We start from the raw sequence: 25,531 nt of genomic DNA, 5'->3' as shown, positions 1-25,531 counted from the left end.
TTCAAGGGTGTATATGCATATTTTATTTATTGGTTATGGTAAAACATCTCAGCGCGTTGCTAAACACTTATTTGAGCAAGGTCACCACATTAGCACAATTAGCCGTAGTCCAAAAATGGATTGTTATGCAAGACACTATATTCAAGATATACATTATTTAGATTTGGCTCAGCTTGATCCAATTGATTTGGTTTATGTCATTCTTGCACCTTCGCAGAGCGGCATAGAAGCATATCAACAAACCTATGTTGATAGCGTTGAACCGATTGCTAATGCTCTCAAAAATCATCCTGTTCGACGTATCATCATCGTTTCTTCGACACGAGTCTATGGTGAAAATGCAGGGGAGCGCATCGATGATGAATCATTCATTCAACCCATCGATGAGCAGGGACATCTGCTTCGGAAGATGGAGTTGTTGTGGCAATCACATTATCCTCATCAGAGCATTATTGTCCGACCAGCAGGAATTTATGGGACCTCAATTGCTCGTTTAAAAAAGCTTGCTGAACAAACACTGACTTATCCAACGATACATTTTAGTAATCGAATTCATATCGATGATTTAGCCAAGTTTTTAGCATTATTAGCTGTTATAGATGTTGTTGAATCAAGTTATATCATCAGTAATAACAATCCTTTACCCATGCATGAAATATTAAGTTGGTTTCAACAATATTTAAACTTGCCTCAGTTGCAACTTTTGTCTGAGCAAGTAACTGGGAAGCGAATTTATGCAACTCGATTGCCACAAACGGGATTTAAATTTGAACATCAGATTTGCTTTAATGACTATCAGACGCTGTTGTCGGTACATGATAATGAAAAATAATTAGATTAAACTGCAAGACAATTTGAATAGTTGGTATAGATTTTGATGATAAAATACCAACAGACTCCGTAAAGGAACTGCCTGAGTTGTGCACATGGTTTGTGATGAGGCATTAAGGGGTGGATATGAGAAAAATAATTTTTACGATGATGCTGGGGTTGGTAGCAACAACAAGTTGGGCGGGCGCACAAACATGGTGTGTGTTTGATCCATTGGGCACGCAGGGCGATATTAGTCGTCGTTTACAAGATATTCGTCTCTATGCACTTCAACATAAAACTCAGTTAAAGTTTGATACTTTTAAGGATGAAAAAAATGCGATTCAGGCATTTGATCAAAATAAATGTTCAGGTTTAGTGGCATCTAATTTTCATACCTATCGTTACAACCATTTTATGGGAAGTACCAGTGGAATTGGTTTGATTTCAAACAATCGTGTTGCACGTATGTTGTTGCAGTTATTGACCAATCCAAATGTCGAAAAACGTATGCTAGATCAAAATTATGAAGTGCTAGGCATGATTCCAATTGGCACGGCATATATGACCATGAATACTCAGCAGATCAGGAAAGTTTCACAATTAAAGAATAAGACCATTGGTATTTTGGAAAATAATCCGCCTCAATTGGCATTGGTACAAAGTGTATCGGCAAAACCTGTTTATGTGGATTTTGCTACGGCAGTTGATTCTTTCAAGAAAAAGAAGATCGATATTTTGGCTGCGCCTGCGTATGGCGTATTACCTTATAACTTGAAAAAAGAGTTTGGTGAATCGACCCAAGTTGTCAATTTTCCAGTCGCGTATTTCGCAATTAATATTGTGATTCGACCTCAAGCGTATCCCAATGGTTTTGGACACCAAATCCGAACTTGGTTTGTAAAAAATAGTAATGTTTTAGCTGCACAAGCAATGCAATGGGAAAATCATTTACCAGCGTATTATTGGGCTGATATTTCGGGTTATGAAAAGCAGGGCTATGAGGCGCTGGTTGCTAAGATTCGTAATCGTTATGTGGATTCAGGTTACTACGATGCCTATTTTGTCGAGCTAATCAAACGACTCAGGTGTCTAGATGATCCGAAATATTTAGAGTGCCGCAAATAAATTGGGTTAGACAAATTTTTGACTAACCCATCAGAAGTGAATACCGAAACATTAAGCTTTCTTGCGTTTTAAACGACGTTTTGCCTGTTGAGAAGCCATTGCTTCTAAAGCGGTTGCAAGTTCTTTATCTGTAAATGTTGTGATGTGTTGCAACATCTGCAAGGTCGCCTCATCCAGCACCAATTGAGCACCTGCCGCCATCTCACTAAAGTTGTCATCATATTCAATGAAGCCCTGTTCATTGTTGCGAATATAATTCTGCTGAGTTAGCACCTTAATAAAGCTTTGGAACAGTGCCTTGTCAAAGAACTCTGGTGAGTTAAATTCATACAGCACAGACAGACGTTGACCCAATAAGTGACTCAGCTCCTCAACCTGTTTGGTGGAGATATTGCCAGAACCACGCTGGGTAATCAGTGCAAGCGTCATGTAATAACGCTCTAAGCTTTGTTTAACTGGCATACCTAAAGTCAAAAGTTTCTGATGCTCTTCACTGTTTGGTGTTGGGCTAAATAAGTTGCCATCATGATCTTGGAAAATTAGACCAATTTTAACAAGTGCGTTGATATAGTTATCAATGTGCTGTTGCAATTCAGAAGCTTTCCACTTCATGAATAATTCAGCTTTTAAGAATGGATACAATGTACGAATCACATTGCTTAAATCTGTTTTATTAATCTTACCGTTATGTTCAACCAATGATGCAACCAGTGATGGTAAGACAAAAGCATGTAAGATATTATTACGGAAATAGGTTAATAAAACGGCTTGATTGTCTTCTATGGCAATAATATCACCTAGAACATGCTGCACACGTTTGATCAGTTTGAGCTTTAAACCATAAGCAATGATTTCTTTACCTGATAAAGAAGTGACTTGTGTGCGTTCGTCATACGGTTGTTGAGTCGCTAAATCACGATAAATATCAAGTTGTTTCGCACAGATCTCTTCATCTAATGTATGTTTTGGTGTTGCTAATAAGATCAAAGATAATAATGAAACAGGGTTGATGACCACTGCGCGATTAATATTTTCTAAAATAACATTAGCTGAGCTTGAAACAACATTCGATACTTCAGCTGGAATTGGCGCATCATTTTTTTCGATTTGAATTTTATCCGCATTATGCTGCTTTAAAATATCATCGAGGAAAACAGGTTCACCAAAGTTAACGTGTACCTTGCCAAAAATTCTTTCAATTTTACGTAAAGTTTTGACGATACCGAAAATTGATTCTGCTTCTTTTGGCTTACCTTGCATTTCACCTACATAAGTTGAGCCTTCCATCAAGCGCTCATACCCAATATACGTCGGTAAGAATACGATTGGCTTAGCACGACCACGTAAATGACCATGTACGGTCATTGCAAGCATGCCTGTCTTCGGTGGTAGCAAGCGACCAGTACGTGAACGACCACCTTCAATGAAGTACTCGATAGGCGTATTGCGTGATAGAATGCTGTATAAATATTCTTTGAATACAGATGTGTATAGTGCATTTCCGCGGAATGAGCGGCGTATGAAAAATGCACCACCTCCACGCAATAACTGACCTACAAAAGGCAAGTTCAAGTTATCACCTGCAGCAATATATGGAATCATCAAGCCACGTTTATAAATCACATAGGACAATAATAAATAGTCGATATGGCTACGATGGCATGGTGTGTAAATAATTTCATAGTCTTTCGCAAGTTCGCGAACCGTACTGAAATTATGAACTTCAACGCCGTCATACAGTTGTGTCCATAATCGTGTTAAAGCCATATCTGCGAAGCGTACTGCTGACGCTGAATAATCAGAAACGATTTCATTGACATAGCCAATTGCGCGGCGTTCTGCCTCAAGCATGCTGATTTTATGCTGAATGCTTTCACGGCGAATGGCATCCTGTACATCGGGTGCCTTAATGACAGACTGCATCACGTTACGGCGGTCTGACAAGTCGGGCCCAAGTACCACTTCGCGTTGCTGGTCTAGGTAGCCATCTAGTGAACTTGCGATATACGTGGCAGGAGAGATGTTTGGATGATGTCTCTTGGCATAATCTACCAATTCACGTAGAGATTGAGGTTCATGGAATTCTAAATATGAATCACGCCCATGTAAGCCAATATTCATGAGTTGCTTAACAGTACCTGGTGTTGCCCAAGTATCAGAAAATAATAATTTAAACCATGAATCTTCTTTATCAGGTGAGCGTCCCCAAAGTACTGTAACGGGAACTAATTGAACATCTACTTCTTGATTTTGTTCTAATGCTTCGATCAACTGTAGAAGGCGTGGGGGATATGTTTGAGTATTAAAAAAGTTATTTTCATTTTGATGTAAAAATAGAACCGAGTTTTTTTCGTGATAAGTTCCAAAACTCATGGCATCTAAAGCTGGTTTTAAATGAAGGCGACGCGTTTCACCATCAACTACCAAAGCATTACTACGTGAATAATTTTGTAGTACATAGCAAATCACTTTATTTGAATCTGGTGTGCTTTGCTCAGTTGTTGTTGATTCTGTAGGAACTTCACCAAGAACATGTGGAGTGACCACAAGGTCAAGTAACTTACTCGAAAGTTGGCGATACATTTGACCAAATCCAGTCTTGGACATTACAAACTCCTAAATGATAACCTTGAGCATGAGGCGTTGTTAAAGTGCCGTAAAACCACAGCGTACGGCATAGCTCGATGAACACAAACGTCAACACGACATTCTGCGATATTCTGCCATGAAACGATATGTTATTTTCTGACAAAATATAGCGTATTTGGTAGATTTTATCGTTAAAAATCGTATTTTTAGCGGTTATAAATAAAGATTAATGTGACGGATGAATCATTTTATCCTGAGCATATTTATTGGAATTTGTGGCACAATCGAAATGATCAATCCTGAATGGATTAGTTGATCTCTCCTCATTGATGTTGGAAGGCTATTACATGAATGCGTTAACTCAAGAACTGGTTGAACTTTTGACTTTGGAAAAGTTGGAAGAACATATTTTCCGAGGCAACAGTCGCAATTTGGTTGGGAAACGAGTATTCGGTGGGCAAGTTCTTGGACAAGCATTAAGAGCGGCGTCATATACCACAAACCGTCCAGCACATTCGTTGCATGCTTATTTTTTATATGGTGGTGATGTCGATGCACCGATCATTTATGAAGTTGATCCATTGCGAGATGGTAAAAGTTTTGCAAGTCGACAAGTGCGTGCGATCCAACATGGACGTACAATTTTCTCGGCGATGGTATCTTTTGCCAATCCAGAAGAAGGCTTAAATTATCAACATAAAGAACCAGAGTATCCGAGTCCTGAAGAGCTGAAGTCTGAGAAAGAATTAAAAGAAAGTATGCTCAATTTCGTTCCAGAAAATGCACGTACGAGTTTTATGCGCGAACGTCATGTGGAAATTAGACCAACTCGACCAGTTAATCCTTTTCAGCCGCAGCCTGAAGCACCATATTATGCGCACTACATTCGTACCCATGATCGTATTGCAGAAAATGTTGATGACGTTTCATTACATCAAGCCATCGTTGCGTTTTATTCAGACTTTACTTTGATGACTACAGCACTGCGTCCACACGGGTTATCTTGGATTTCGCCAAATTTACAATGTGCAAGTATTGATCATACCATTTACTTCCATCGCCCGTTACGTGCTGATGATTGGATGCTTTACGATATGGAAGCAACGATTAGTGCCAGTTCACGTGGTCTGAATTTTGGACGCATGTGGCAGAATGGTCAGCTGGTATGTAGCACTGTGCAAGAGGGTCTAATTCGATTGAGAGAAATTGAAACCCAGTAAATTAGATTGGAAAAAATCAAAAAAAAGCCATCGTTTAGATGGCTTTTTTTGTCATAAGGTTGTGACAAAAAATTGCTCGATTCTTCAATGTGAGCGTGCCATAGTACCCACAAGCTAAAATATTTTATTAATCAGAATGAATTTAAATACACAAATTCTAATCGCAGCCGTACTGGGTGTTATATATGGGTTCTTCTTAACTTTCTATCCGCAGACTAGTTTTGCTGAACATAGTTTGTATGGACTGGGGATTTTAAGCAGTATTTTTATTGGTTTACTAAAAATGTTGCTCATCCCGCTTATTTTTAGTTCGATCGTTGTAGGTGTTTCAAATTTACAGGCTGGTGGACAATTTGGACGAGTTTGGAAAATTACAGCATTAAGCTGCCTCACGACGACAACCTTAGCTTTGATTTTAGGGATTAGTTGTGCACATCTATTTGAAGTAGGCAAAGGCGTAGATATTCAAATCTTCCAAGAAGCCATGCAAAACCATCAGACGCTAGATACGCTGACGCCTTCAAGTTTTCTGACCAGTTTTATCCAAAATACCTTGATCAATCCTTTTAAAGCATTTAGTGAGGGTAATGTACTTGCAGTTGTGGTCTTTGCGTTATTCCTTGGAGTCGCATTAGTCAAAGGGGGTGAAAGCTTTAGTTTAGTTCGCAATACCTGCCAACAATTCTTTGTCATGATGATGATGCTTGTGGGTTGGGTGATGAAGCTAGCCCCAATCGGTATTTTTGCATTGCTTGCTAAATTGATCGCGACCGAAGATCTTTCCGTGTTAAGTCGTTTGGTGGAATTCGCAATGGTTGTCACAGGAACAACGATTTTTCACGGTGCTGTTGTTTTGCCGGCATTACTTTGGATTTTTGGAAAAATGAATCCAATCACTTTCTTTAAAGGTGCACGCACAGCTTTGGTCACTGCATTTGCGACCAGTTCAAGTTCTGCGACGATGCCACTCAGTATGAAATGTGCACAAGAAAATTTAGGTGTGCGACCACAGACGGCAGGATTTGTGATTCCTTTAGGAACACAATTAAATATGGATGGTACTGCACTTTATGAGGCAGCCGCTGCTTTGTTTATTGCAAATTTGATGGGCTTGGACTTGAGCTTAACACAGCAAATTATCGTATGTTTAACTGCCATGATTGCTTCATTGGGAGCACCAGGTATTCCCAGCGCAGGTATGGTGACCATGATTATGGTTTTACAATCAGTTGGTTTGCCTGCGGAAGCGATTGCGATTTTATTACCGATTGATCGAGTATTAGATACTGTACGAACAGTAGTGAATGTACAGGGTGATATGATGATCAGTGTTGTTGTTGATCGTTATGCTAAGCAAGCAGAAGTTGAATCAAGTTGATGCGATTTAAGAAATAAAAAAAGCAGGAGAAGACTCCTGCTTTTTTATTGAAATGCTTATGCAGCTTGTTGTAAAGCGCGTTTTGCTGCCGATGAATTATTTAAATAATTCACCGCATCTTGAGTATTACCTTCTTTCACAGGATCATACCAAGGCATGAGATAGTCGATTTGTTGAGCGACTAACCAAATTGGATTTGGTAAAACCTGATTATCTTGACGACCAATTTTGTACCACTCCATCCAAACCCATGGTCTAAATAAACTTGGTTTTTTGTCGGTAAAACGAGGATCTTGACCCATGATATGTGCCGCGCCATCAACCCATAAACCAAGCACACCCACGATTACAGCGACACTCATGTAATAACGTGCAATATAACCACCACCTAAATGACGATATAGATCAAAGGCAACGGTACGATGTTCGATTTCTTCAGAACCATGCCATTTAATCAGATCAATCATTTCTGGATCGGCACCGAGCTCTTGCCAACGTTTGTTATACAGTGCGTATTTACCCAATACACAAGTCATGTGTTCAACTGTTGCAATGATGCCTAGACGGAACAAATCCCATTGATGGTCAAGTATTTTAGGAACTTCTTTACCAAAAGGCTGATCCGCTAAAGCTTTGTTAAATAAGAAATCCATAATATCGAGATTACGCTGAATATCAATATTACGTTGGCTAAGATATTCTTTGTTCGCAGACGTATGTGCAACGGCATGCATCGCTTCTTGGCGAATAAATGCTTGAACGTCTTGTTTTAATTTTTCATCAGTAATTTCTGGAAGAACTTTGTTGTATAAGCGGCAGAACCAAAACTCACCAGCAGGCAAAATATTGTTAATTTCATTAATAAAATAACTGGCATAAGGCTGGTTTGGAATCCAATCCACTGGTGTTTTTTTCCAGTCAAACTTCACTTTGCGTGGGAGAATTTTATAGTCAATCGAAGAACCAAGCACTTTGTTCTTCATAAATGATATTAATTTCATCGTTCAGTCCTAATCGATAGTGCAATGAACCAACACTAAGCAGTATATGAAAACTACCTAGTGTTTGTGTTTAGCAATTCGGGACAATTAGAAATTATTTAGTGCATCAAGTTGCATAAAATGCATTATTTATTCTTCGACGTCTACTTCTGAAGCTTCTGGGATCTGATCAAGGTCAAATTCTGCTGGTTGATCAAGTGTGAAATTTAAACGACCACCCATGACGCTTGCCAATTCTTCTAAACCAATTCGATTGAGTGAAGAGAATAATTGAATCGAGAAATCAAGTTTCATTTTCTTCAACTGCTGCTTAATTTCTAATAGTACTTTATTGGCAGGGCCACGGTTTAATTTATCTGCTTTAGTAAGCAGGATATGCACAAACAAATGGCGTGAATGTGCCCATTCCAGCATCATTAAGTCAAAATGTTGTAATGGATGGCGGATGTCCATTAACAGTACTAAGCCTTGTAAGCTTTTACGATGGATTAGATAGTTCTCAAGTTCTTTCTGCCATACGATTTTCATGGCTTCAGGTACAGCCGCATAACCATAACCTGGTAAATCGACCAAACGTTGATCTGGATTACCTAAGCTAAAAAAGTTAATCATTTGCGTGCGCCCAGGTCTTTTTGAAGCGCGTGCGAGTTGCTTTTGATTGGTTAAAGCATTAATTGCACTCGATTTTCCTGCATTGGAACGACCTGCAAATGCGATTTCATAACCTGTATCTTCTACGCACAAATCCAGTTTAGGTGCACTCATCAAAAATTCAGCTTGGCGTAACCAAGCCAAAGACTGCACTGCATACGCGGTTACAGCAGGATCAGTCTTTTTTTCATAACTGATTTTTTGTTTAGGTGCGAGTTTGGCTTTGGTGTCTTTCGATTTTTCACTACGACGCATAGAAGCTTACTTTTTGAATTGAAATAGCAACGACTATTATAAAGGATGTGAGAGATTCGTGCGAATCTTGATGTTTAGGCTTTTTGAACGAGTTGTAAAAAATCAATATTTGAATTTGTAGAAGAGGGAAGAATGCCATATTGCACCACTTCTCCAAGTGTATATTGATCTAGGCTTTGATAAAAACATTCTAAAGCTTGATCCAAAATACTTTTCAGTCCGCAATGAGAGCGTAAAACACAAGGTGGTGTATTACATTCTACGATTTGATGATTGCCTTGTAAGATACGAACAATTTCACCTAGTTTTAAACTTTTGGCTTCTGGATTTAAACGAAGTCCACCGCCTTTGCCGCGAATCGTTACAATCCAATGCTGTTTTCCCATGAAGTGAACGATTTTCACTAAATGATTTTGGGATACATGCAAGTCCCGTGCAATATCTGCAATCGTATACGGTACATCACTCGGACGAGCGACATACATTAAGATTCTGAGTGCATAATCAGTAAACTTATTGAGTTGCATGGGTTTTCACTCAATCTATTGCTTTAAACAGAAAGGGCTAGTCTAACATAGACTAGCCCTATGCAAAACGCAGCACCGATTAGCTGAGTTTTACGCCACCCGTACCGAATGCTTCGCTATGAATGTTTTCGGCAGGAATACCACGGGCAACCAGTGCCTTATGCTGTTCCGCCATAAATGGCATTGGACCACACAGATAATAGTCTGCATTGATTGGCAGTAAAGCGGCATCCATCGCTGCTAAATCCAGACGGCCAGCAACGTCATAATCTTCACCTAGCACATCACTTTCATGTGGGAACTCATAGGCAGTAAATGTGCTCAGGCGTGGATATTTTGCCTTTAACTCATGAATATGCTGTTTCATGGCATGCACCTGACTGCTACGGCAGGCATGAATAAAGCTGACAGGCTGAGGCATATCTTCTGTCACTAATTGATTCAGCATAGCAATCATTGGAGTTAAGCCAACACCACCACTGATAAACACATTACGTTTTTTGCTATCAATCAGGTAGAAGTTGCCTGTAGGTGCAGACACCTCAATTTCTGAACCCTCAGCCAAGCCATGTAAGGTGCTTGATACCCAGCCACCTGCCAAATCACCTTTTTCATCTTCACGCTTGACTGAAATACGTAAGTAATCTGCTTGAGGACTTGTTGATAGTGTGTATTGACGTGGTTGTCTTAAATTGAGTTCAGGTACAAACACGCGAACCGAAACATATTGACCTGCTTCATATTTTGGTAACTCACCGCCATCTACAGGAGCTAAATAGAAAGAAGTAATTTCATCGCTTTCAACGACTTTTTTGGCAATTTTGAAATTACGCCAACCTAACCAACTGCCTTTGGTTTGTTGATGTTGATCGTAAATGGCTTTTTCAGTGCTAATAAATAAGTCAGCTAATTGACCATAAGCGGCAGCCCATGCACCAATCAATGGATCTTCCATCGAGATATTCAGTACTTCACTGATAGAGTGCAGTAGGTTCTCACCCACAATACTGTAATCAGGTGATTGAATATTCAAGCTCACATGTTTGTGTGCAATCAATTCGACCACAGGTAAAAGTACAGAAGGATCTTCAATATTTTCCGCATAAGCTAGTACAGCACCCGCAAGTGCTTGTGCTTGTGCACCACTACGCTGATGTCCCATATTGAAGGTTTCTTTTAGCTCGGGGTTATTACCTAACATACGGTTGTAAAAGTAACCAGTGAGTGCCACACCATTTTCACGGAGTACAGGTACAGTTGCTTTTACAAGGTCAATTTGCTGCGGAGTCATGGGTGATCTCTCTTGGCTATCATTTATAAGATACATTTAAAATATACCTTATAAAATTTATTTGCAAGATCAGTTTTGATTAAACCATAAAAAAATAGGGGATAAATGATTATCCCCTGATTTTTAACATAATAAAGATTTTTATTTGCCAAATAGTGAGCCAAGTAAACCGCGAACGATCTTTTGACCTGTAGAGCCGCCTAAGCTACGAGCCGCACTTTTTGCAAAAGTTCCCACAATATCTTGGGTGAGTTTTTCGCGATCTCGTTGTGCTTTCTCTGCGGCTTTTTGTTGCTCTTTCGCAAAGCGTTCTTGTTCTTTCGCCTGTTGTTTGGCTAAAGCATCTTGTTCTTTGCTTTGCTGCTTTTCTAATTCATCTGCCTGTTTTTGTTGAGACTGTTGTAGCACTTTCTTTTGCAGCATTTCATAAGCACTATCACGATCCACAGCTTGATCATAAACACCCGCCACAATACTTTGCGAAATAATAATTTGGCGTTCTTCTGGCGTGATTGGCGTAAATGAAGAGTAAGGTGGCATGACCCAGCCACGTTCTACAATTTGTGGCGTACCTTGTTCATCTAAGCAGCTAATCAATGCTTCACCGACAGCAAGTTCAGTGATCGCTTGATCAACTTTAAAATCAGGGTTAGCGCGAAAGGTATCTGCTGCGGTCTTTACTGCTTTTTGGTCTTTTGGGGTGAATGCTCTTAACGCATGCTGTACGCGGTTACCAAGTTGTCCTAAGACGCTTTCAGGTAAGTCGAGTGGATTTTGGGTGATGAAGTAAATCCCAACCCCTTTAGAACGAATCAGGCGAACGACTTGCTCAATTTTTTCTTGTAAATTTTGGCTGGCATTGTCAAAGAGTAAGTGCGCCTCATCGAAGAAAAATACCAGTTTAGGTTTATCCATATCACCAACTTCGGGTAACTGTTCAAAAAGTTCAGACAGCATCCAAAGTAGGAATGTGGCATAAAGCTTGGGTGTGTTCATGAGTTTGTCAGCAGCTAAAATATTAATATAGCCATGACCATTGGTATCGGTCTGAATAAAATCGAGAATATTCAGGCTAGGCTCACCAAAAAATTGCTCTCCACCTTGATCACCTAAAGCCAATAAATTACGTTGAATCGCCCCAAGACTAGCTGGAGAAAGGTTGCCATATTCAGCTTTTAATTCGGCTGCATTTTCGCTGACATAGGTCAGCATGGCTTTAAGGTCTTTGAAATCAATTAATAAAAGCCCTTGATCATCTGCAACGCGGAAAACGGCCGAAAGAACGCCTTCTTGTGTGTCATTCAAATTGAGCATTTGTGCCAAAAGTAACGGACCAATTTCTGAAATTGTGGTACGAATAGGATGACCTTGTTGCCCAAATAAATCCCAAAAAATAACAGGGGAAGCAGCAAATGGAATGGGTTCAAGTTGTAAGTTTTTTAAACGCTCATCAAATTTGGGGTTGCTACTTCCTGCTTTAGCCAAACTAGAGACATCACCTTTAGCATCTGCCAAAAAGACAGGTACGCCCAGCCGTGAGAAACTTTCGGCTAGTACCTTGAGAGTCACTGTTTTACCTGTGCCTGTAGCACCTGCAATTAAACCGTGGCGGTTTGCAAATTGAGAATGTAAAACAATATCTTGCGTTGTATCTTTGGTTTTTTTTGCAATAATAATGGGTGTATTCATTCTTCACCTATGCTTTATTTCATTCGAGTTGTTTTAGTGCGTTTTGAATATCTTGGATTAAATCGTTTGGATGTTCTAGTCCTATGCAGAAGCGAACCAATAAACCTTGTTGTAAATGTGTATTTTCTAGTTCTCGCATCTGTTTTAAATCATAAAGCATAACAAGGCTGACAGGGCCGCCCCAACTGAATCCCAACTTAAATAAGTTTAAGCTATCGCAGAATTTTCGAATCGCTGCGAGATCATATTCAGGTTTGAAAATGACACTGACTAAACCTGCACTTTTTCCTGTTTCACAGACTTGCTGCCAAAATAAATGGCCTGCTGAGTTGGCATCACTTGGATGTAAAACTTGGCAAAATTGAGATTGTTGCTTTAGCCAATCAAGCACTGCTATTGCACTGTTAGATTGTTGTTCATAACGAAGTGGCATATGAGCTAAGCTACGTTGAATTTGTGCGGAATCATCGCCTGAAACACAGATCCCTTGGGTTGCATGTATACGGTACAGTTTATGATGTAATTGCGGATCTCGTGTAACTACTGAACCCATTAAAATATCGCCACCACCGCTTGGGTATTTGGTGAGTGCATGTATAGTGATGTCCACAGACAAATGCTCATCTGAAAAATCAAATGCATTAAAAGCCAGCCCAGCACCCCATGTATTATCCAATGCAGTGAGAACATTCGCTTGCTGAGCTTTTTTAACCAGATTTTTGAGGTCGGGAAATTCTAAAGTGACAGAACCTGCCGCCTCCAGCCAAATTAATTTGGCTTTTTCAGTTGGTTGAAAGCTATTTGCATCAATTGGGTTGTAGATTTTGACGTGAATGCCGTAGCGGTCTTGCAGATTCTTTAAGTGTTCCAGATTTGGGCCATAAATATTGTCTGCAACCCAAACTTCATCCCCTGAGCTTAAAAAAGTACTATTTACTAAATTGATTGCAGATAAGCCACTGGGTGCAAGTAAACAATAATTTCCACCTTCAATTCGAGCAATATTATCTCCTAATGTAAACGTCGTCGGTGTACCGTGTGTACCATAACTATAATCATAAGGGTCAGTCCAGTGGCGGTCAAAAAGGTGCGCTGTTGTTTTAAAAATAATCGTTGATGCACGAAATAGGGGAGGTTGAATCGTTTCTATGTATTGGGGAGCTTGGCGTGGTGCATGAATGAGTGTGGTTTGTAAGCTATTTTGTTTAGTCATGGCGCAAAATTAAATCAATAGAATGATTTAGGTTAAGAGAAAATATCGAATCCTGCTAGTCATTTGCATATTTTGTACAGAATCGTTACGAATCAAAGCTTTTAGTCAAAACTGGCTTTATTTTTGCTAAGACTAATTATCATTCTAACTACAATAGGTTTACGCGCATGAAGTCGCATTTAAGAGTGCATTATTTTCAGCACATTGCTGGTGAAGGTTTTGGCAGTTGCTATGACTATTTAAAGGCACATCAAGCAAAAATTACCGCCACAGAGTTCTTTGCTTTACCCGTTGATTTATCTCTTGAATTGGAGGCCCTACCTAATATTGATGAAGTTGATTTGTTGATCATTATGGGGGGAACCATGAGTGTGAATGACGAAGCAAATTATCCTTGGTTAAAATTGGAAAAAAGATGGTTAAGACGTTATCTCTCTGCGGGTAAACCTGCGATTGGTTTATGTTTAGGGGCACAACTGATTGCTAATGCACTTGGTGCATCTGTGAGTCGAAATCAACACCAAGAACTGGGTTGGATGGATGTAGGTCGTGTTTCACACATACCCGAAAATTATTTTCAAATACCAGAAAAAATTAACATTATGCAGTGGCATAGCGAAACCTTCGAAATACCCCGTGGAGGAGTCCGTTTAGCGCAGAATAATGTTTGTCAAAATCAAATGTATCAAATTGGGCGCAATGTACTGGGGTTTCAATTTCATCCTGAAATAACACCACATGCTTTGCAATTATTGATTGAAAATGAAGAAGATAGTGCGGTATTTAATGGTGAATATGTTCAGCCAATCGCAGAATTAAAAAAAACGATTAAAAGTAAGTTTGAACAGGGTAATCAATTACTAAATCGAGCAATAGAGTATGTGGTGAATGCTTAATCAACTATAAAACTAAAAAAATAAAAGAAGAATTGCATAAGACTTAAACAATCGTTATAATGGGCGACCCTCAAATGGAGGGCGTTCACTACGAAGAAAGTAGTTAACGCATTACAGTCGTGGCATCGATCATGACCTTAGTGATTTTCACTGCCCTTGACACTTGCCAATAAGGTGAGGTGCGTCATGGGTGATTCTTTATATTTTTGGCTTGGAGTTTACTGGTATGTCTAACCAGAGAATTCGTATCCGTTTGAAGTCTTTTGATCATCGCCTGATTGATCAATCTGCTCAAGAGATCGTAGAAACCGCTAAGCGTACTGGCGCACAAGTGTGTGGTCCAATCCCGATGCCTACTCGCATCGAACGCTTCAACGTTCTTACTTCACCACACGTCAATAAAGACGCTCGTGATCAGTACGAAATCCGCACTTATAAACGTTTGATCGACATCGTTCAACCTACAGATAAAACTGTTGATGCATTGATGAAGTTAGATCTTGCTGCTGGTGTTGATGTTCAGATCGCTTTGGGTTAAGGCTTTCGGTTAATTAACTCTAAGTTAATTAGGCCGCTTTTTTAGAGGTTTATGCACATGGCTATTGGTTTAGTCGGTCGCAAATGTGGTATGACTCGCATCTTTACTGAAGCAGGTGTTTCTGTTCCAGTAACAGTGATCGAAGTCGATCCAAACCGCATTACGCAAATCAAAACACTTGAAACTGATGGTTATCAAGCAATTCAAGTAACTACTGGTGAACGTCGCGAATCGCGCGTAACTAACGCTCAGAAAGGCCACTTCGCGAAAGCGGGTGTTGCTGCTGGTCGTCTGGTTAAAGAGTTCCGTGTTACTGAAGCTGAGCTTGAAGGCCGTGAAGTTGGTGCTTCTATCGGTGTTGATTTGTTCACAGTTGGTCAAATTGTTGACGTAACTGGTCAATCAAAAGGTAAAGGCTTCCAAGGTGGTGTTAAGCGTTGGAATTTCCGTACGCAAGATGCTACTCATGGTAACTCTGTATCTCACCGTGTATTAGGTTCTACAGGTCAAAACCAGACTCCTGGTCGCGTGTTCAAAGGCAAGAAAATGGCTGGTCACTTAGGTGATGAGCGCGTAACAGTTCAAGGTCTTGAAATTGTATCTATTGACGCTGAACGTTCTGTTTTAGTTGTTAAAGGTGCTGTTCCTGGTGCAACGAATGGTGACGTTATTGTACGTCCTACCATCAAGGCCTGAGGGGAAATACTGTGAATTTAAAAACTGTTTCCGGCTCTGCTGTTGAATTGTCTGAAGTTGCTTTCGGACGTGAGTTTAACGAAGCGCTTGTACACCAAGTTGTTACAGCTTACTTAGCTGGTGGTCGTCAAGGTTCGAAAGCTCAGAAATCACGTGCAGACGTTTCTGGCGGTGGTAAAAAACCATTCCGTCAAAAAGGTACTGGTCGCGCTCGTGCGGGTTCTATTCGTAGCCCGATCTGGGTTGGTGGTGGTAAAACTTTTGCTGCTCGCCCACAAGATTGGTCTCAAAAAGTAAACCGTAAGATGTATCGCGGTGCAATGCAATGTATCTTAGCTGAACTTGTTCGCCAAGATCGTCTTGTATTAGTTGAAGAGTTTGCTGTTGCAGCTCCAAAAACTAAAGACTTGCTTGCAAAACTTACAGACTTGAATGCAACTCGTGCATTGATCATTACAGATGCTGTAGATGAGAACTTGTATCTTGCAGCTCGCAACCTTCCACACGTTGATGTGGTTGATGCTACTGCTATTGATCCTGTTAGCTTGATTGCATTTGATAAAGTTGTAATGTCTGTAGCTGCTGCTAAGAAAATTGAGGTAGAACTCGGATGAACAACGAACGTATCTATCAAGTCCTATTAGGACCAGTATTCTCAGAAAAAGCACAAGTTTTAGGTGATACTGCTGGTGTTCAAGTGTTCAAAGTTGCATTAAATGCAAACAAACTTGAAATCAAAAAAGCAGTTGAGCAGCTCTTTGGTGTTGAAGTTGTAAAAGTTAATACAACGATCACTAAAGGTAAAACAAAACGCTTTGGTAAAACATTAGGACGTCGTTCTGATGTGAAAAAAGCATACGTCACCCTGAAAGCTGGCCAAGATGTAGAAATGGCTGACTTGGGCGATACCGCTGAAAACGCAGCGGAATAAGGACGAGAATTATGCCAATTCAAAAATGTAAGCCAACGTCTCCAGGACGTCGCTTTGTAGAGAAAGTGGTTCATGACCATCTTCACAAAGGCGCTCCTTATGCACCGTTGGTAGAAGCTAAAAAACGTACTGGTGGTCGTAATAATAATGGTCACATCACTACACGTCACGTGGGTGGTGGTCATAAGCAAAACTACCGTATTGTTGACTTTAAACGTAACAAAGATGGTATTCCAGCGACTGTAGAGCGCATCGAATACGATCCTAACCGTACAGCTCATATTGCTTTATTGAAATATGCTGATGGTGAACGTCGTTACATCATTGCACCTAAAGGCTTACGTGCTGGTGATAAAGTACAATCTGGTAACGATGCTCCAATTCGTCCAGGTAACTGCTTGCCACTTCGCAATATGCCAATCGGTTCTACGCTTCACAACCTTGAACTTAAAATCGGTAAAGGTGCTCAATTAGCACGTTCTGCTGGTACTTCAGTTCAGTTGTTGGGTCGTGATGGTTCTTACGCTATCGTTCGTTTACGTTCTGGTGAAATGCGTAAAGTACACGTTGAATGTCGTGCTGTAATTGGTGAAGTTTCTAACCAAGAAAGCAACCTTCGTTCATTGGGTAAAGCTGGCGCTGCGCGCTGGCGTGGTATTCGTCCTACCGTTCGTGGTATGGCGATGAACCCGGTAGATCACCCGCACGGTGGTGGTGAAGGACGTAGTAAAGGTATTCAACCTGTAAGTCCATGGGGTCAAAAAGCTAAAGGGTACAAGACACGTACCAATAAGCGTACGACTAAGATGATTATTCGCGACCGTCGCGTCAAGTAAGGGAATCTGAATAATGCCTCGTTCATTAAAAAAAGGTCCATTCGTCGACGCGCATTTGTTCGCTAAGGTTGAAGCTGCGATTGCTGCTAACAACCGTAAGCCGATCAAAACATGGTCACGTCGTTCAATGATCCTTCCAGACTTTGTTGGTTTAACAATTTCTGTTCACAATGGCCGTAACCACGTTCCAGTAATTGTTACTGAACACATGGTTGGTCATAAATTGGGTGAATTCGCACCAACTCGTACCTATCGTGGTCACGGTGTTGATAAGAAGTCTAAACGTTAATAGGTGCTATGATGGAAGTAACTGCTAAATTACGCGGTGCCGCTATCTCGGCACAAAAAGCACGTTTAGTTGCTGATTTGATCCGTGGTAAGTCGGTTGCACGTGCGATAGACATTTTGAACTTCAGCAACAAGAAAGCAGCTGTGCTCGTTAAAAAAGCACTTGAATCTGCAATCGCGAATGCTGAACATAACAACAGCTTAGATGTTGATGACCTTAAAGTAACTACGATTTACGTTGATGAAGGCATGAGCCTTAAACGTATTATGCCACGTGCTAAAGGCCGTGCAGATCGTATTACTAAGCGTACTTGTCACATCACCGTTAAGGTAGGGGTTTGATATGGGTCAGAAGGTTCATCCAATCGGTATCCGCCTAGGTGTTGTGAAACGTCATAACGCTAACTGGTATGCGAGTCCGAAACAATACGCTGAATACTTGCTTAAAGATCTTCAAGTTCGTGAGTTTTTGCTTAAAAAACTTAAGAATGCGATGGTAAGCAATATTCTTATCGAACGTCCTACAGGTGCTGCTAAAGTAACAATTAGCACTGCTCGTCCTGGTATCGTGATCGGTAAGAAAGGCGAAGATATTGAGAAATTACAGCGCGAACTCACCAACATTATGGGTGTTCCAGCTCAAGTTAGCATCAATGAAATTGATCGCCCTGACTTGGATGCACGTTTAGTTGCTGAAGCAATTGCTTCTCAATTAGAAAAGCGTGTTATGTTCCGTCGTGCTATGAAGCGTGCGGTTCAAAACACAATGCGTGCTGGCGCTAAAGGTATCAAAGTTGAAGTTTCTGGCCGTTTAGGTGGTGCAGAGATCGCTCGTACTGAGTGGTATCGTGAAGGTCGTGTACCTTTGCATACACTTCGTGCTGACATCGACTATGCTACTATGCGTGCAGAAACAACATACGGTACGATCGGTGTTAAAGTTTGGATTTTCCGTGGCGAGATTTTAGGTGGCATGAAACAAGTCATGAACCCTGCTCCTGCTGAAGAGCGTCCAGCTAAACGCGGTCGTGGTCGTGGTGAAGGTCAAGAGCGTCGTGGTCGTCGCGGTGACCGTGCTGCTGACAAGGGAGAATAATCCATGTTGCAACCTAAACGTACCAAATTCCGTAAAGTGCACAAAGGCCGTAACACTGGTCTAGCGCATCGTGGTAGTACAGTATCATTTGGTTCGATTGCAATTAAAGCAACTGAACGTGGTCGTATGACTGCGCGTCAGATTGAAGCTGCACGTCGTACCATTAGCCGTCGTATTAAACGTGGTGGTAAAATCTTCATCCGCGTATTCCCAGACAAGCCAATTACCGAAAAACCATTAGAAGTTCGTATGGGTAAAGGTAAAGGTAGTGTGGAATACTGGGTTTGTCAGATCCAGCCAGGTAAGATCCTGTACGAAATTGAAGGTGTTAGCGATGAGTTAGCGCGTGAAGCTTTTGCTTTAGCCGCTGCTAAACTCCCGTTTAAAACCACTATCGTGACTCGGACGGTGATGTAATGAAAATTAAAGATCTACGTGAAAAGTCGGTAGAAGAGTTGAAAGCTTTGCTTGATGAGCAACAGCTTAACCAATTCCGTCTTCGTATGGCGAAAGCAACTGGTCAATTAGGCAAATCGCATGAAGTGCAAATTGCTCGTAAGACAATTGCTCGTATCAAGACACTCCTTACCGAAAAACAGGGGAACGGACAATGAGTGAAAAAACAGTCCGCACGTTAACCGGCAAAGTTGTAAGTGACAAAATGGACAAGTCTATTGTTGTGCTTATTGAACGCCGCGTTCAACACCCGTTGTACGGCAAATCAATCCGCCGTTCAACTAAATTACACGCTCATGATGAGAACAATGTTGCTAAAACTGGCGACTTAGTGACCATCAAAGAAAGCCGCCCAATTTCTAAAACTAAAGCTTGGACTTTAGTGGAAGTCGTTGAAGCAGCTGCTGAGTAATTAGACGTTCTTGTTGCATCATCGGACAATTTCGAGTACTCTTTGAGCCTTTCGAAATTGCGACCGGTGATGCTCGGTTTTGGAGTAGGGCAATGATTCAAACCGAAAGTATGCTCGACGTAGCAGACAACAGTGGTGCACGCCGCGTACAATGTATTAAAGTACTTGGTGGTTCACACCGTCGTTATGCTTCAGTTGGCGATATTATTAAAGTTACTGTAAAAGAAGCAATTCCGCGCGCACGTGTTAAAAAAGGTGACGTGATGAATGCTGTAGTTGTACGTACAAAATTCGGCATCCGTCGTCCAGATGGTTCTGTTATTCGTTTCGACGATAACGCAGCTGTTATTTTGAACAACAACAAAGCTCCGATTGCGACTCGTATCTTCGGACCAGTGACTCGTGAACTTCGTACTGAACAGTTCATGAAAATCATTTCATTGGCTCCTGAAGTTTTATAAGAGGCAATCATGGCTAAGATTAAAAAAGGCGATCAAGTAATTGTGATCGCAGGTAAAGAAAAAGGCAAACAAGGTGTTGTTTTGTCTGTTTCTGAAGATCGAGTTAAGGTCGAAGGTCTTAACTTAGTGAAGAAGCATCAAAAGCCAAACCGTGTAACTGGCGCTGAAGGCGGTATCGTTACTCAAGAGGCAACGCTTCATATTTCAAACGTGGCAATTTTTAATGCTACAACCCAAAAGGCTGACCGTATTGGTTACCAAGTGATTGATGGCGCGAAAACTCGTGTTTACAAATCAAATGGTGAATCAGTGGCGGTAGCGAAGTAATAGGTTGAATAGGCGATGGCCAGACTTAAAGCACGTTATAACGACGAACTTAAAGCGAAGTTACAAGAAGAACTTGGCGTTAAGAATGTGATGGATATTCCTCGCATCACGAAAATCACTCTGAATATGGGTGTAGGCGCAGCTGCAACTGATAAGAAATTATTAGATGGCGCTGTTGCTGATATGCAACTGATTGCTGGTCAAAAACCAGTTGTGACACTTGCACGTAAATCAATCGCTGGTTTTAAAATCCGTGATGGTTGGCCAATTGGTTGTAAAGTTACTTTACGTGGCGACCAAATGTACGAATTCTTGGATCGCTTGATCTCGATCGCTATCCCTCGTATCCGTGACTTCCGTGGTTTCTCTTCGAAATCATTTGATGGTCGTGGTAACTACTCTATGGGTTTAAAAGAGCAGATCGTTTTCCCTGAAATCGATTTTGACAAAATTGATCGTATCCGTGGTTTAGATATCACTATTACGACCACTGCTCGTAGCGATGACGAAGGCCGTGCGCTTATGCGTGCATTCGGCTTCCCGTTCAAATAAGAGGTCGATATGGCTAAGAAAGGTATGATTAATCGCGAATTGAAACGCGAAAAGACAGTTGCTAAATACGCTGCAAAACGTGCTGAATTAAAAGCAACGATTGCAAACGTAAATGCATCTGATGAAGAACGTTTCGAAGCGATGATGAAGTTACAAGCATTACCACGTAATGCATCTCCAGTACGTCTTCGTAACCGCTGTGGTTTAACTGGTCGTCCTCATGGTTACTTCCGTAAGTTCGGTTTAAGCCGTAACAAATTACGCGATACAGTAATGCAGGGTGATGTACCAGGCGTTGTTAAAGCAAGCTGGTAAGGAGCGACTATAATGAGTATGCAAGATACCGTTGCCGACATGTTAACGCGTGTTCGTAACGCTCAAATGGCAAAGAAACAAGTTGTTTCTATGCCTTCTTCTAAGTTGAAGGTTGCTATTGCAAACGTTCTTCAACAAGAAGGTTATATTTCAAATGTAGAAGTTGCTCAAGAAGATGCAAAAGCTACTTTGACTATTACGTTAAAATATTTCGAAGGCAAACCAGTTATCGAAACTGTGAAGCGCGTAAGCCGTCCTGGTCTACGTCAGTATCGCGGTAAAGATGCACTTCCAAGCGTTAAGCAAGGTTTAGGTATTGCAATTGTTTCTACAAGCAAAGGCATCATGACTGATCGCGCTGCACGTGCTGCGGGCGTTGGTGGTGAAGTTATTGCTTTTGTTTCTTAATAGGTGATTCCTCATGTCTCGTGTGGCTAAAGCCCCAGTAACTGTACCTAATGGTGTAACAGTTACTCAGAACGGCCGGCAGGTCGAAGTGAAAGGCACTAAAGGTACATTGTCTTTCAACCTGCATGCGCTGGTCGAGCTAAAACAGGAAGAAGGTAAACTTCAACTTGCTCCAGTTAAAGAGTCGAAAGATGCTTGGATGCAAGCTGGTACTGCTCGCGCTGTATTGAACAACCTTGTAAAAGGTGTTAGCGAAGGCTTCGAACGTAAGTTACAGCTAGTTGGTGTTGGTTACAAAGCAGCAGTTAAAGGCACTGTCGTTAACCTTGCTTTAGGTTATTCACACCCAATTGACTACGCTTTACCAGAAGGTGTAACAGCGGAAACTCCAACTGCAACTGAAATCATTTTGAAATCAGCAAACAAGCAGTTGTTAGGTCAAGTAGCAGCGGAAATCCGTGCATACCGTTCTCCTGAACCATATAAAGGTAAAGGTGTTCGTTATTCGGATGAAGTTATTCTTCGTAAAGAAGCTAAGAAGAAATAAGGCGCGAGGTTCTTATGAACGAAAAGAAACAAACCCGTTTGCGTCGTGCAAAAAGCACACGCTTGCACATTCGTGCATTGGGTGCGACTCGTTTGTGTGTAAACCGCACTCCGCGTCACATCTATGCTCAAGTTATTTCAGCAGATGGTGGCAAAGTTTTAGCGCAAGCTTCAACTTTAGATGCATCTTTGCGTAGTGGTGCGACTGGTAATATCGATGCAGCAACTAAGGTTGGTGCTTTAATCGCAGAACGTGCTAAAGCAGCTGGCGTTACTAAAGTTGCATTTGACCGTTCTGGTTTTAAATATCATGGTCGTATCAAAGCCTTGGCTGATGCTGCTCGTGAAGGCGGCTTGGAGTTCTAATCATGGCGAAAGTTGAACAAAACGAAGGTCTCGTTGAAAAGCTGGTTGCCGTTGATCGTGTAGCCAAAGTTGTTAAGGGTGGTCGTATCTTCTCTTTCACAGCATTAACTGTTGTGGGTGATGGTAATGGTCGTGTAGGTTTTGGTCGTGGTAAAGCGCGTGAAGTTCCAGCTGCTATTTCTAAAGCACTTGAAGCTGCACGTCGTAACATGATTACTGTAGACCTTGCGGGGACTACTTTACAACACCCTGTGAATGCTCGTCATGGTGCAAGCCGTGTATACATGCAACCTGCTTCAGAAGGTACTGGCGTAATTGCTGGTGGTGCGATGCGTGCTGTTCTCGAAGCTGCAGGTGTACATAACGTACTTGCTAAATGTTATGGTTCTACAAATGCTGCTAACGTAGTAAACGCAACTTTCAAAGGTTTGCGTGATATGACTTCTCCTGAGAAAGTCGCTGCGAAACGTGGTCTTTCAGTAGAACAAATTCAAGGGTAATCAATCATGAAAACGATTAAAGTTACCCAGACTAAATCTTCTTCGCATCGTTTAAAAAATCATAAACTTTGCTTACAAGGTCTAGGTCTGCGTCGTATTGGTCATACTGTAGAAGTGCAAGATACGCCTTCTAACCGTGGTATGGTCAACAAAGTTTACTATATGGTTAGTGTAGAGGAATAAGCCATGACTCTGCGTTTAAATGAACTTGCACCTGCTGAAGGTGCTAAGCGTGAAAATCGTCGTCTAGGTCGTGGTATCGGCTCTGGCGTTGGTAAGACTGGTGGTCGTGGTATCAAGGGTCAAAACTCACGTAAAAGTGGTGGTACTCGTCCAGGCTTTGAAGGCGGTCAAACAGCGTTATATCGTCGTTTACCAAAATTCGGTTTCACTAGCCAAATCGCTTTGAAAACTGCTGAAGTACGTTTGTCTGAATTGAATAAAGTTGAAGGTGATGTAATTAGCCTTGAAACTTTAAAAGCTGCGAACGTTGTTCGTCGTGATCAAATTCGTGCTCGCATCGTTCTTTCTGGTGAAATCACTCGCGCATTCACTGTTCAAGGTGTTGTGTTGACTAAAGGCGCTAAAGCTGCTGTTGAAGCTGCTGGCGGTAAAGTCGAGGAGTAATCTCGAGTGTCTATGACTCCTAGTTCTTCAGGTCATGTAAACATGATGAAAGGCCAACCATTTCATGTGAAATATCGTGAAATTATTCGTCGATTAATGTTTTTGATTGGCGCGTTATTGGTCTTTCGACTAGGAGCGCATATTCCGTTGCCAGGTATTGATAATATAGCGCTAGCACAGTTTTTTAAGGCGAATGAAGGTACCTTCTTAGGCTTATTTAACATGTTCTCTGGCGGTGCATTAGAACGCATGTCGATTCTAGCGTTGGGAATTATGCCGTACATTTCTGCATCGATTATCGTGCAGTTAATGTCTACGGTTGTTCCTTCGTTAGAAGCTTTGAAAAAAGAAGGCGAGCAAGGCAAACGAAAGATCAATCAATATACACGTTATGGCACCTTATTCCTTGCACTCGTGCAAGGTGTAGGGATGTGTGCTGGTTTGATCAGTCAAGGTATTACTTTGACATCAGGCTTAGCATTCTATGTTCCTGCAGTTACTTCGTTAGTTGCGGGAACAATGTTTCTGATGTGGTTAGGAGAGCAAATTACCGAACGTGGTGTTGGTAATGGTATCTCGATGATCATTTTTGCAGGTATTGTGGCAGGCTTGCCAAATCTTGTAATACAGTCGTTTACGTCTGTAGATAATGGTCAAGGTAGTTTAATTGGTTTGGCTGTATTTGGCTTACTCTCATTAGCAGTTTTAGCTGCGATTGTGTTTATTGAAAAAGCACAACGTCGTATTCCAGTGAACTATGCACAAAAGCAACAAGGTCGTCGTGTTTTTACTGCACAGCAAACGCATTTGCCATTAAAAATTAATATGGCAGGTGTGATTCCAGCGATTTTTGCAAGCTCATTGTTATTATTTCCAGCGAGCTTAGGGCAATGGTTAGGTAGTGCTGATCCAAATGCAGGGATTGTGAAGCGTAGCCTACAAGATCTGGCATTGGTGTTATCGCCTGGACAGCCGTTGTATTTAATGCTGTTTGGTGCGTTAATTATTTTCTTCTGTTATTTCTATACAGCGCTAGTATTTAGCCCAAAAGAAGTTGCAGAGAACTTAAAACGCAGCGGAGCATATGTGCCTGGTATCCGCCCAGGTGAGCAAACGGCTCGTTATTTAGATCATATTCTTAACCGTTTGACTTTTATTGGTGCAATTTACATTACTGTAGTGTGTTTAATGCCTATGGTGCTACAAAGTTCGTTTAGTATTCCATTCCATTTGGGTGGAACATCTTTACTGATTGTAGTTGTAGTAGTAATGGACTTTATGGCGCAACTTCAAGCGCACCTTACTTCGCATCAATATGATAATCAAACGTTAATGAGAAAAACGACTGCTCATCCTAAGGGATAAGCGCACTTAGAGGTTTCATCATGAAAGTACAAGCTTCTGTAAAGAAAATTTGTGGTAGCTGCAAAGTTATCCGTCGTAATGGGGTTATTCGCGTGATTTGTAGCGCAGAACCTCGTCATAAGCAGCGTCAAGGTTAATTTAATTAAGACCTGTTGATTTCAGT

General features: G+C 41.1%; 34 protein-coding genes and 1 pseudogene. 28 read left to right on the top strand and 7 right to left on the bottom strand.

The annotated features are described in order from the left end of the window. Positions 1-13 precede the first annotated feature (13 nt). Both CDG59_RS05645 and CDG59_RS05640 read left to right on the top strand, forming a co-directional pair. Entirely contained in the window at positions 14-832 is an 819-nt protein-coding gene (locus CDG59_RS05645; protein ID WP_087544103.1) for an NAD-dependent epimerase/dehydratase family protein, read from the top strand. Positions 833-957: 125 nt separating this feature from the next. Beyond that, positions 958-1,938, top strand: a complete 981-nt coding sequence (locus CDG59_RS05640; RefSeq protein ID WP_087544101.1) for a putative solute-binding protein — start codon at positions 958-960, stop codon at positions 1,936-1,938. Between the two features lie 51 nt (positions 1,939-1,989). Here CDG59_RS05640 and plsB read toward each other — a convergent pair whose 3' ends face one another. Further along, the gene (plsB, locus tag CDG59_RS05635; RefSeq protein WP_087544099.1) at positions 1,990-4,545 is read right to left on the bottom strand and encodes a glycerol-3-phosphate 1-O-acyltransferase PlsB; all 2,556 of its coding nucleotides are present in this window, start codon (positions 4,543-4,545) and stop codon (positions 1,990-1,992) included. 329 nt (positions 4,546-4,874) lie between these two features. Between plsB and CDG59_RS05630 the strand changes: the two genes are divergently transcribed. Together CDG59_RS05630 and CDG59_RS05625 are read left to right on the top strand one after the other, a co-directional pair. Beyond that, positions 4,875-5,747 carry an acyl-CoA thioesterase gene (locus CDG59_RS05630; RefSeq protein ID WP_004660328.1) on the top strand — a complete coding sequence of 291 codons (873 nt, stop codon included), beginning with the start codon at positions 4,875-4,877 and terminating at the stop codon, positions 5,745-5,747. Between the two features lie 136 nt (positions 5,748-5,883). Beyond that, complete coding sequence (locus CDG59_RS05625) at positions 5,884-7,125, top strand: dicarboxylate/amino acid:cation symporter (protein ID WP_087544097.1); 1,242 nt, start codon at positions 5,884-5,886, stop codon at positions 7,123-7,125. Between the two features lie 56 nt (positions 7,126-7,181). Here the strand turns inward: CDG59_RS05625 and CDG59_RS05620 are convergent, their stop codons facing one another. From CDG59_RS05620 to CDG59_RS05595, 6 genes are all read right to left on the bottom strand, one after another. After that, a complete protein-coding gene (locus CDG59_RS05620) occupies positions 7,182-8,126 on the bottom strand; it encodes a metal-dependent hydrolase (protein WP_087544096.1) in 945 nt (314 codons plus the stop codon). A 129-nt stretch (positions 8,127-8,255) separates the two neighbouring features. Beyond that, positions 8,256-9,032 (bottom strand): ribosome biogenesis GTP-binding protein YihA/YsxC, encoded by a 777-nt coding sequence (gene yihA, locus CDG59_RS05615; RefSeq protein ID WP_087544094.1) that lies wholly within the window; start codon positions 9,030-9,032, stop codon positions 8,256-8,258. A gap of 74 nt (positions 9,033-9,106) precedes the next feature. Next, complete coding sequence (locus CDG59_RS05610; protein WP_004660334.1) at positions 9,107-9,559, bottom strand: RrF2 family transcriptional regulator; 453 nt, start codon at positions 9,557-9,559, stop codon at positions 9,107-9,109. A gap of 79 nt (positions 9,560-9,638) precedes the next feature. Next, positions 9,639-10,850: an NO-inducible flavohemoprotein gene (hmpA, locus tag CDG59_RS05605; RefSeq protein WP_087544092.1), complete on the bottom strand. Its 1,212-nt coding sequence runs from the start codon at positions 10,848-10,850 to the stop codon at positions 9,639-9,641. 141 nt (positions 10,851-10,991) lie between these two features. After that, positions 10,992-12,539 carry a helicase HerA-like domain-containing protein gene (locus CDG59_RS05600; RefSeq protein ID WP_087544090.1) on the bottom strand — a complete coding sequence of 516 codons (1,548 nt, stop codon included), beginning with the start codon at positions 12,537-12,539 and terminating at the stop codon, positions 10,992-10,994. A 19-nt stretch (positions 12,540-12,558) separates the two neighbouring features. Next, the gene (locus CDG59_RS05595) at positions 12,559-13,752 is read right to left on the bottom strand and encodes a PLP-dependent transferase (protein WP_087544089.1); all 1,194 of its coding nucleotides are present in this window, start codon (positions 13,750-13,752) and stop codon (positions 12,559-12,561) included. A gap of 167 nt (positions 13,753-13,919) precedes the next feature. Between CDG59_RS05595 and CDG59_RS05590 the strand changes: the two genes are divergently transcribed. From CDG59_RS05590 to rpmJ, 24 genes and pseudogenes are all read left to right on the top strand, one after another. Continuing rightward, on the top strand, positions 13,920-14,648 hold the full coding sequence (locus CDG59_RS05590) for a type 1 glutamine amidotransferase (RefSeq protein ID WP_087544087.1): 729 nt from the start codon (positions 13,920-13,922) through the stop codon (positions 14,646-14,648). A gap of 226 nt (positions 14,649-14,874) precedes the next feature. After that, positions 14,875-15,186 carry a 30S ribosomal protein S10 gene (rpsJ, locus tag CDG59_RS05585; protein WP_000070912.1) on the top strand — a complete coding sequence of 104 codons (312 nt, stop codon included), beginning with the start codon at positions 14,875-14,877 and terminating at the stop codon, positions 15,184-15,186. A 57-nt stretch (positions 15,187-15,243) separates the two neighbouring features. Beyond that, positions 15,244-15,882 (top strand): 50S ribosomal protein L3, encoded by a 639-nt coding sequence (gene rplC, locus CDG59_RS05580; protein WP_004777442.1) that lies wholly within the window; start codon positions 15,244-15,246, stop codon positions 15,880-15,882. An 11-nt stretch (positions 15,883-15,893) separates the two neighbouring features. Next, positions 15,894-16,496 carry a 50S ribosomal protein L4 gene (gene rplD, locus CDG59_RS05575; RefSeq protein ID WP_004660347.1) on the top strand — a complete coding sequence of 201 codons (603 nt, stop codon included), beginning with the start codon at positions 15,894-15,896 and terminating at the stop codon, positions 16,494-16,496. Next, positions 16,493-16,813, top strand: a complete 321-nt coding sequence (rplW, locus tag CDG59_RS05570) for a 50S ribosomal protein L23 (RefSeq protein ID WP_038346096.1) — start codon at positions 16,493-16,495, stop codon at positions 16,811-16,813. Before rplD ends, rplW begins: the two co-directional genes overlap by 4 nt. Positions 16,814-16,824: 11 nt before the next feature. Then, complete coding sequence (gene rplB, locus CDG59_RS05565) at positions 16,825-17,649, top strand: 50S ribosomal protein L2 (protein ID WP_004660349.1); 825 nt, start codon at positions 16,825-16,827, stop codon at positions 17,647-17,649. Positions 17,650-17,662: 13 nt separating this feature from the next. Further along, a complete protein-coding gene (gene rpsS, locus CDG59_RS05560) occupies positions 17,663-17,938 on the top strand; it encodes a 30S ribosomal protein S19 (protein WP_004641066.1) in 276 nt (91 codons plus the stop codon). An 11-nt stretch (positions 17,939-17,949) separates the two neighbouring features. Then, positions 17,950-18,279 carry a 50S ribosomal protein L22 gene (gene rplV / locus CDG59_RS05555; RefSeq protein ID WP_004657676.1) on the top strand — a complete coding sequence of 110 codons (330 nt, stop codon included), beginning with the start codon at positions 17,950-17,952 and terminating at the stop codon, positions 18,277-18,279. A 1-nt stretch (position 18,280) separates the two neighbouring features. Then, a pseudogene (gene rpsC, locus CDG59_RS05550) lies at positions 18,281-19,097 on the top strand (30S ribosomal protein S3). Then, positions 19,037-19,450: a 50S ribosomal protein L16 gene (gene rplP / locus CDG59_RS05545; RefSeq protein ID WP_004657678.1), complete on the top strand. Its 414-nt coding sequence runs from the start codon at positions 19,037-19,039 to the stop codon at positions 19,448-19,450. The pseudogene rpsC and the gene rplP overlap by 61 nt, the downstream one beginning before the upstream one ends. After that, positions 19,450-19,647: a 50S ribosomal protein L29 gene (gene rpmC / locus CDG59_RS05540; RefSeq protein ID WP_004660354.1), complete on the top strand. Its 198-nt coding sequence runs from the start codon at positions 19,450-19,452 to the stop codon at positions 19,645-19,647. Before rplP ends, rpmC begins: the two co-directional genes overlap by 1 nt. Continuing rightward, positions 19,644-19,901, top strand: coding sequence for a 30S ribosomal protein S17 (gene rpsQ / locus CDG59_RS05535; RefSeq protein ID WP_004641057.1), 258 nt, complete (start codon positions 19,644-19,646; stop codon positions 19,899-19,901). The genes rpmC and rpsQ overlap by 4 nt, the downstream gene beginning before the upstream one ends. A 92-nt stretch (positions 19,902-19,993) precedes the next feature. Next, positions 19,994-20,362 (top strand): 50S ribosomal protein L14, encoded by a 369-nt coding sequence (rplN, locus tag CDG59_RS05530; RefSeq protein ID WP_004657680.1) that lies wholly within the window; start codon positions 19,994-19,996, stop codon positions 20,360-20,362. 9 nt (positions 20,363-20,371) lie between these two features. Continuing rightward, positions 20,372-20,689 (top strand): 50S ribosomal protein L24, encoded by a 318-nt coding sequence (rplX, locus tag CDG59_RS05525; protein WP_004641054.1) that lies wholly within the window; start codon positions 20,372-20,374, stop codon positions 20,687-20,689. Between the two features lie 15 nt (positions 20,690-20,704). Continuing rightward, positions 20,705-21,241 (top strand): 50S ribosomal protein L5, encoded by a 537-nt coding sequence (gene rplE / locus CDG59_RS05520; protein ID WP_004660357.1) that lies wholly within the window; start codon positions 20,705-20,707, stop codon positions 21,239-21,241. Between the two features lie 9 nt (positions 21,242-21,250). Then, positions 21,251-21,556 (top strand): 30S ribosomal protein S14, encoded by a 306-nt coding sequence (rpsN, locus tag CDG59_RS05515; protein WP_004660360.1) that lies wholly within the window; start codon positions 21,251-21,253, stop codon positions 21,554-21,556. Between the two features lie 12 nt (positions 21,557-21,568). Continuing rightward, complete coding sequence (gene rpsH / locus CDG59_RS05510; protein ID WP_004660361.1) at positions 21,569-21,964, top strand: 30S ribosomal protein S8; 396 nt, start codon at positions 21,569-21,571, stop codon at positions 21,962-21,964. Between the two features lie 13 nt (positions 21,965-21,977). Continuing rightward, positions 21,978-22,511 (top strand): 50S ribosomal protein L6, encoded by a 534-nt coding sequence (rplF, locus tag CDG59_RS05505; RefSeq protein ID WP_004660363.1) that lies wholly within the window; start codon positions 21,978-21,980, stop codon positions 22,509-22,511. Positions 22,512-22,525: 14 nt separating this feature from the next. Then, complete coding sequence (rplR, locus tag CDG59_RS05500; RefSeq protein ID WP_004660364.1) at positions 22,526-22,876, top strand: 50S ribosomal protein L18; 351 nt, start codon at positions 22,526-22,528, stop codon at positions 22,874-22,876. A gap of 2 nt (positions 22,877-22,878) precedes the next feature. Next, complete coding sequence (gene rpsE / locus CDG59_RS05495) at positions 22,879-23,376, top strand: 30S ribosomal protein S5 (protein WP_004657688.1); 498 nt, start codon at positions 22,879-22,881, stop codon at positions 23,374-23,376. Between the two features lie 6 nt (positions 23,377-23,382). After that, the gene (gene rpmD, locus CDG59_RS05490; protein WP_003653652.1) at positions 23,383-23,559 is read left to right on the top strand and encodes a 50S ribosomal protein L30; all 177 of its coding nucleotides are present in this window, start codon (positions 23,383-23,385) and stop codon (positions 23,557-23,559) included. 3 nt (positions 23,560-23,562) lie between these two features. Continuing rightward, entirely contained in the window at positions 23,563-24,003 is a 441-nt protein-coding gene (gene rplO, locus CDG59_RS05485) for a 50S ribosomal protein L15 (RefSeq protein WP_004660366.1), read from the top strand. Positions 24,004-24,048: 45 nt separating this feature from the next. Then, positions 24,049-25,368: a preprotein translocase subunit SecY gene (gene secY, locus CDG59_RS05480; protein ID WP_171287530.1), complete on the top strand. Its 1,320-nt coding sequence runs from the start codon at positions 24,049-24,051 to the stop codon at positions 25,366-25,368. Between the two features lie 20 nt (positions 25,369-25,388). Then, positions 25,389-25,505 (top strand): 50S ribosomal protein L36, encoded by a 117-nt coding sequence (rpmJ, locus tag CDG59_RS05475; protein WP_000867907.1) that lies wholly within the window; start codon positions 25,389-25,391, stop codon positions 25,503-25,505. Positions 25,506-25,531: the final 26 nt, after the last annotated feature.

Source organism: Acinetobacter sp. WCHA29, assembly GCF_002165335.1.
In the GTDB taxonomy this organism is placed as follows: domain Bacteria; phylum Pseudomonadota; class Gammaproteobacteria; order Pseudomonadales; family Moraxellaceae; genus Acinetobacter.
The sequence above is the reverse complement of the archived record's forward strand: the minus strand, read 5'-3'. Positions and strand labels throughout refer to the sequence as shown.

Bases quoted from the DNA above. Each gene is read 5' to 3' on its own strand.
- CDG59_RS05645 (WP_087544103.1), top strand. From the start codon at position 14: ATGCATATTTTATTTATTGGTTATGGTAAAACATCTCAGCGCGTTGCT.
- CDG59_RS05640 (WP_087544101.1), top strand. From the start codon at position 958: ATGAGAAAAATAATTTTTACGATGATGCTGGGGTTGGTAGCAACAACA.
- plsB (WP_087544099.1), bottom strand. From the start codon at position 4,545: ATGTCCAAGACTGGATTTGGTCAAATGTATCGCCAACTTTCGAGTAAG.
- CDG59_RS05630 (WP_004660328.1), top strand. From the start codon at position 4,875: ATGAATGCGTTAACTCAAGAACTGGTTGAACTTTTGACTTTGGAAAAG.
- CDG59_RS05625 (WP_087544097.1), top strand. From the start codon at position 5,884: ATGAATTTAAATACACAAATTCTAATCGCAGCCGTACTGGGTGTTATA.
- CDG59_RS05620 (WP_087544096.1), bottom strand. From the start codon at position 8,126: ATGAAATTAATATCATTTATGAAGAACAAAGTGCTTGGTTCTTCGATT.
- yihA (WP_087544094.1), bottom strand. From the start codon at position 9,032: ATGCGTCGTAGTGAAAAATCGAAAGACACCAAAGCCAAACTCGCACCT.
- CDG59_RS05610 (WP_004660334.1), bottom strand. From the start codon at position 9,559: ATGCAACTCAATAAGTTTACTGATTATGCACTCAGAATCTTAATGTAT.
- hmpA (WP_087544092.1), bottom strand. From the start codon at position 10,850: ATGACTCCGCAGCAAATTGACCTTGTAAAAGCAACTGTACCTGTACTC.
- CDG59_RS05600 (WP_087544090.1), bottom strand. From the start codon at position 12,539: ATGAATACACCCATTATTATTGCAAAAAAAACCAAAGATACAACGCAA.
- CDG59_RS05595 (WP_087544089.1), bottom strand. From the start codon at position 13,752: ATGACTAAACAAAATAGCTTACAAACCACACTCATTCATGCACCACGC.
- CDG59_RS05590 (WP_087544087.1), top strand. From the start codon at position 13,920: ATGAAGTCGCATTTAAGAGTGCATTATTTTCAGCACATTGCTGGTGAA.
- rpsJ (WP_000070912.1), top strand. From the start codon at position 14,875: ATGTCTAACCAGAGAATTCGTATCCGTTTGAAGTCTTTTGATCATCGC.
- rplC (WP_004777442.1), top strand. From the start codon at position 15,244: ATGGCTATTGGTTTAGTCGGTCGCAAATGTGGTATGACTCGCATCTTT.
- rplW (WP_038346096.1), top strand. From the start codon at position 16,493: ATGAACAACGAACGTATCTATCAAGTCCTATTAGGACCAGTATTCTCA.
- rplB (WP_004660349.1), top strand. From the start codon at position 16,825: ATGCCAATTCAAAAATGTAAGCCAACGTCTCCAGGACGTCGCTTTGTA.
- rpsS (WP_004641066.1), top strand. From the start codon at position 17,663: ATGCCTCGTTCATTAAAAAAAGGTCCATTCGTCGACGCGCATTTGTTC.
- rplV (WP_004657676.1), top strand. From the start codon at position 17,950: ATGGAAGTAACTGCTAAATTACGCGGTGCCGCTATCTCGGCACAAAAA.
- rplP (WP_004657678.1), top strand. From the start codon at position 19,037: ATGTTGCAACCTAAACGTACCAAATTCCGTAAAGTGCACAAAGGCCGT.
- rpmC (WP_004660354.1), top strand. From the start codon at position 19,450: ATGAAAATTAAAGATCTACGTGAAAAGTCGGTAGAAGAGTTGAAAGCT.
- rpsQ (WP_004641057.1), top strand. From the start codon at position 19,644: ATGAGTGAAAAAACAGTCCGCACGTTAACCGGCAAAGTTGTAAGTGAC.
- rplN (WP_004657680.1), top strand. From the start codon at position 19,994: ATGATTCAAACCGAAAGTATGCTCGACGTAGCAGACAACAGTGGTGCA.
- rplX (WP_004641054.1), top strand. From the start codon at position 20,372: ATGGCTAAGATTAAAAAAGGCGATCAAGTAATTGTGATCGCAGGTAAA.
- rplE (WP_004660357.1), top strand. From the start codon at position 20,705: ATGGCCAGACTTAAAGCACGTTATAACGACGAACTTAAAGCGAAGTTA.
- rpsN (WP_004660360.1), top strand. From the start codon at position 21,251: ATGGCTAAGAAAGGTATGATTAATCGCGAATTGAAACGCGAAAAGACA.
- rpsH (WP_004660361.1), top strand. From the start codon at position 21,569: ATGAGTATGCAAGATACCGTTGCCGACATGTTAACGCGTGTTCGTAAC.
- rplF (WP_004660363.1), top strand. From the start codon at position 21,978: ATGTCTCGTGTGGCTAAAGCCCCAGTAACTGTACCTAATGGTGTAACA.
- rplR (WP_004660364.1), top strand. From the start codon at position 22,526: ATGAACGAAAAGAAACAAACCCGTTTGCGTCGTGCAAAAAGCACACGC.
- rpsE (WP_004657688.1), top strand. From the start codon at position 22,879: ATGGCGAAAGTTGAACAAAACGAAGGTCTCGTTGAAAAGCTGGTTGCC.
- rpmD (WP_003653652.1), top strand. From the start codon at position 23,383: ATGAAAACGATTAAAGTTACCCAGACTAAATCTTCTTCGCATCGTTTA.
- rplO (WP_004660366.1), top strand. From the start codon at position 23,563: ATGACTCTGCGTTTAAATGAACTTGCACCTGCTGAAGGTGCTAAGCGT.
- secY (WP_171287530.1), top strand. From the start codon at position 24,049: ATGAAAGGCCAACCATTTCATGTGAAATATCGTGAAATTATTCGTCGA.
- rpmJ (WP_000867907.1), top strand. From the start codon at position 25,389: ATGAAAGTACAAGCTTCTGTAAAGAAAATTTGTGGTAGCTGCAAAGTT.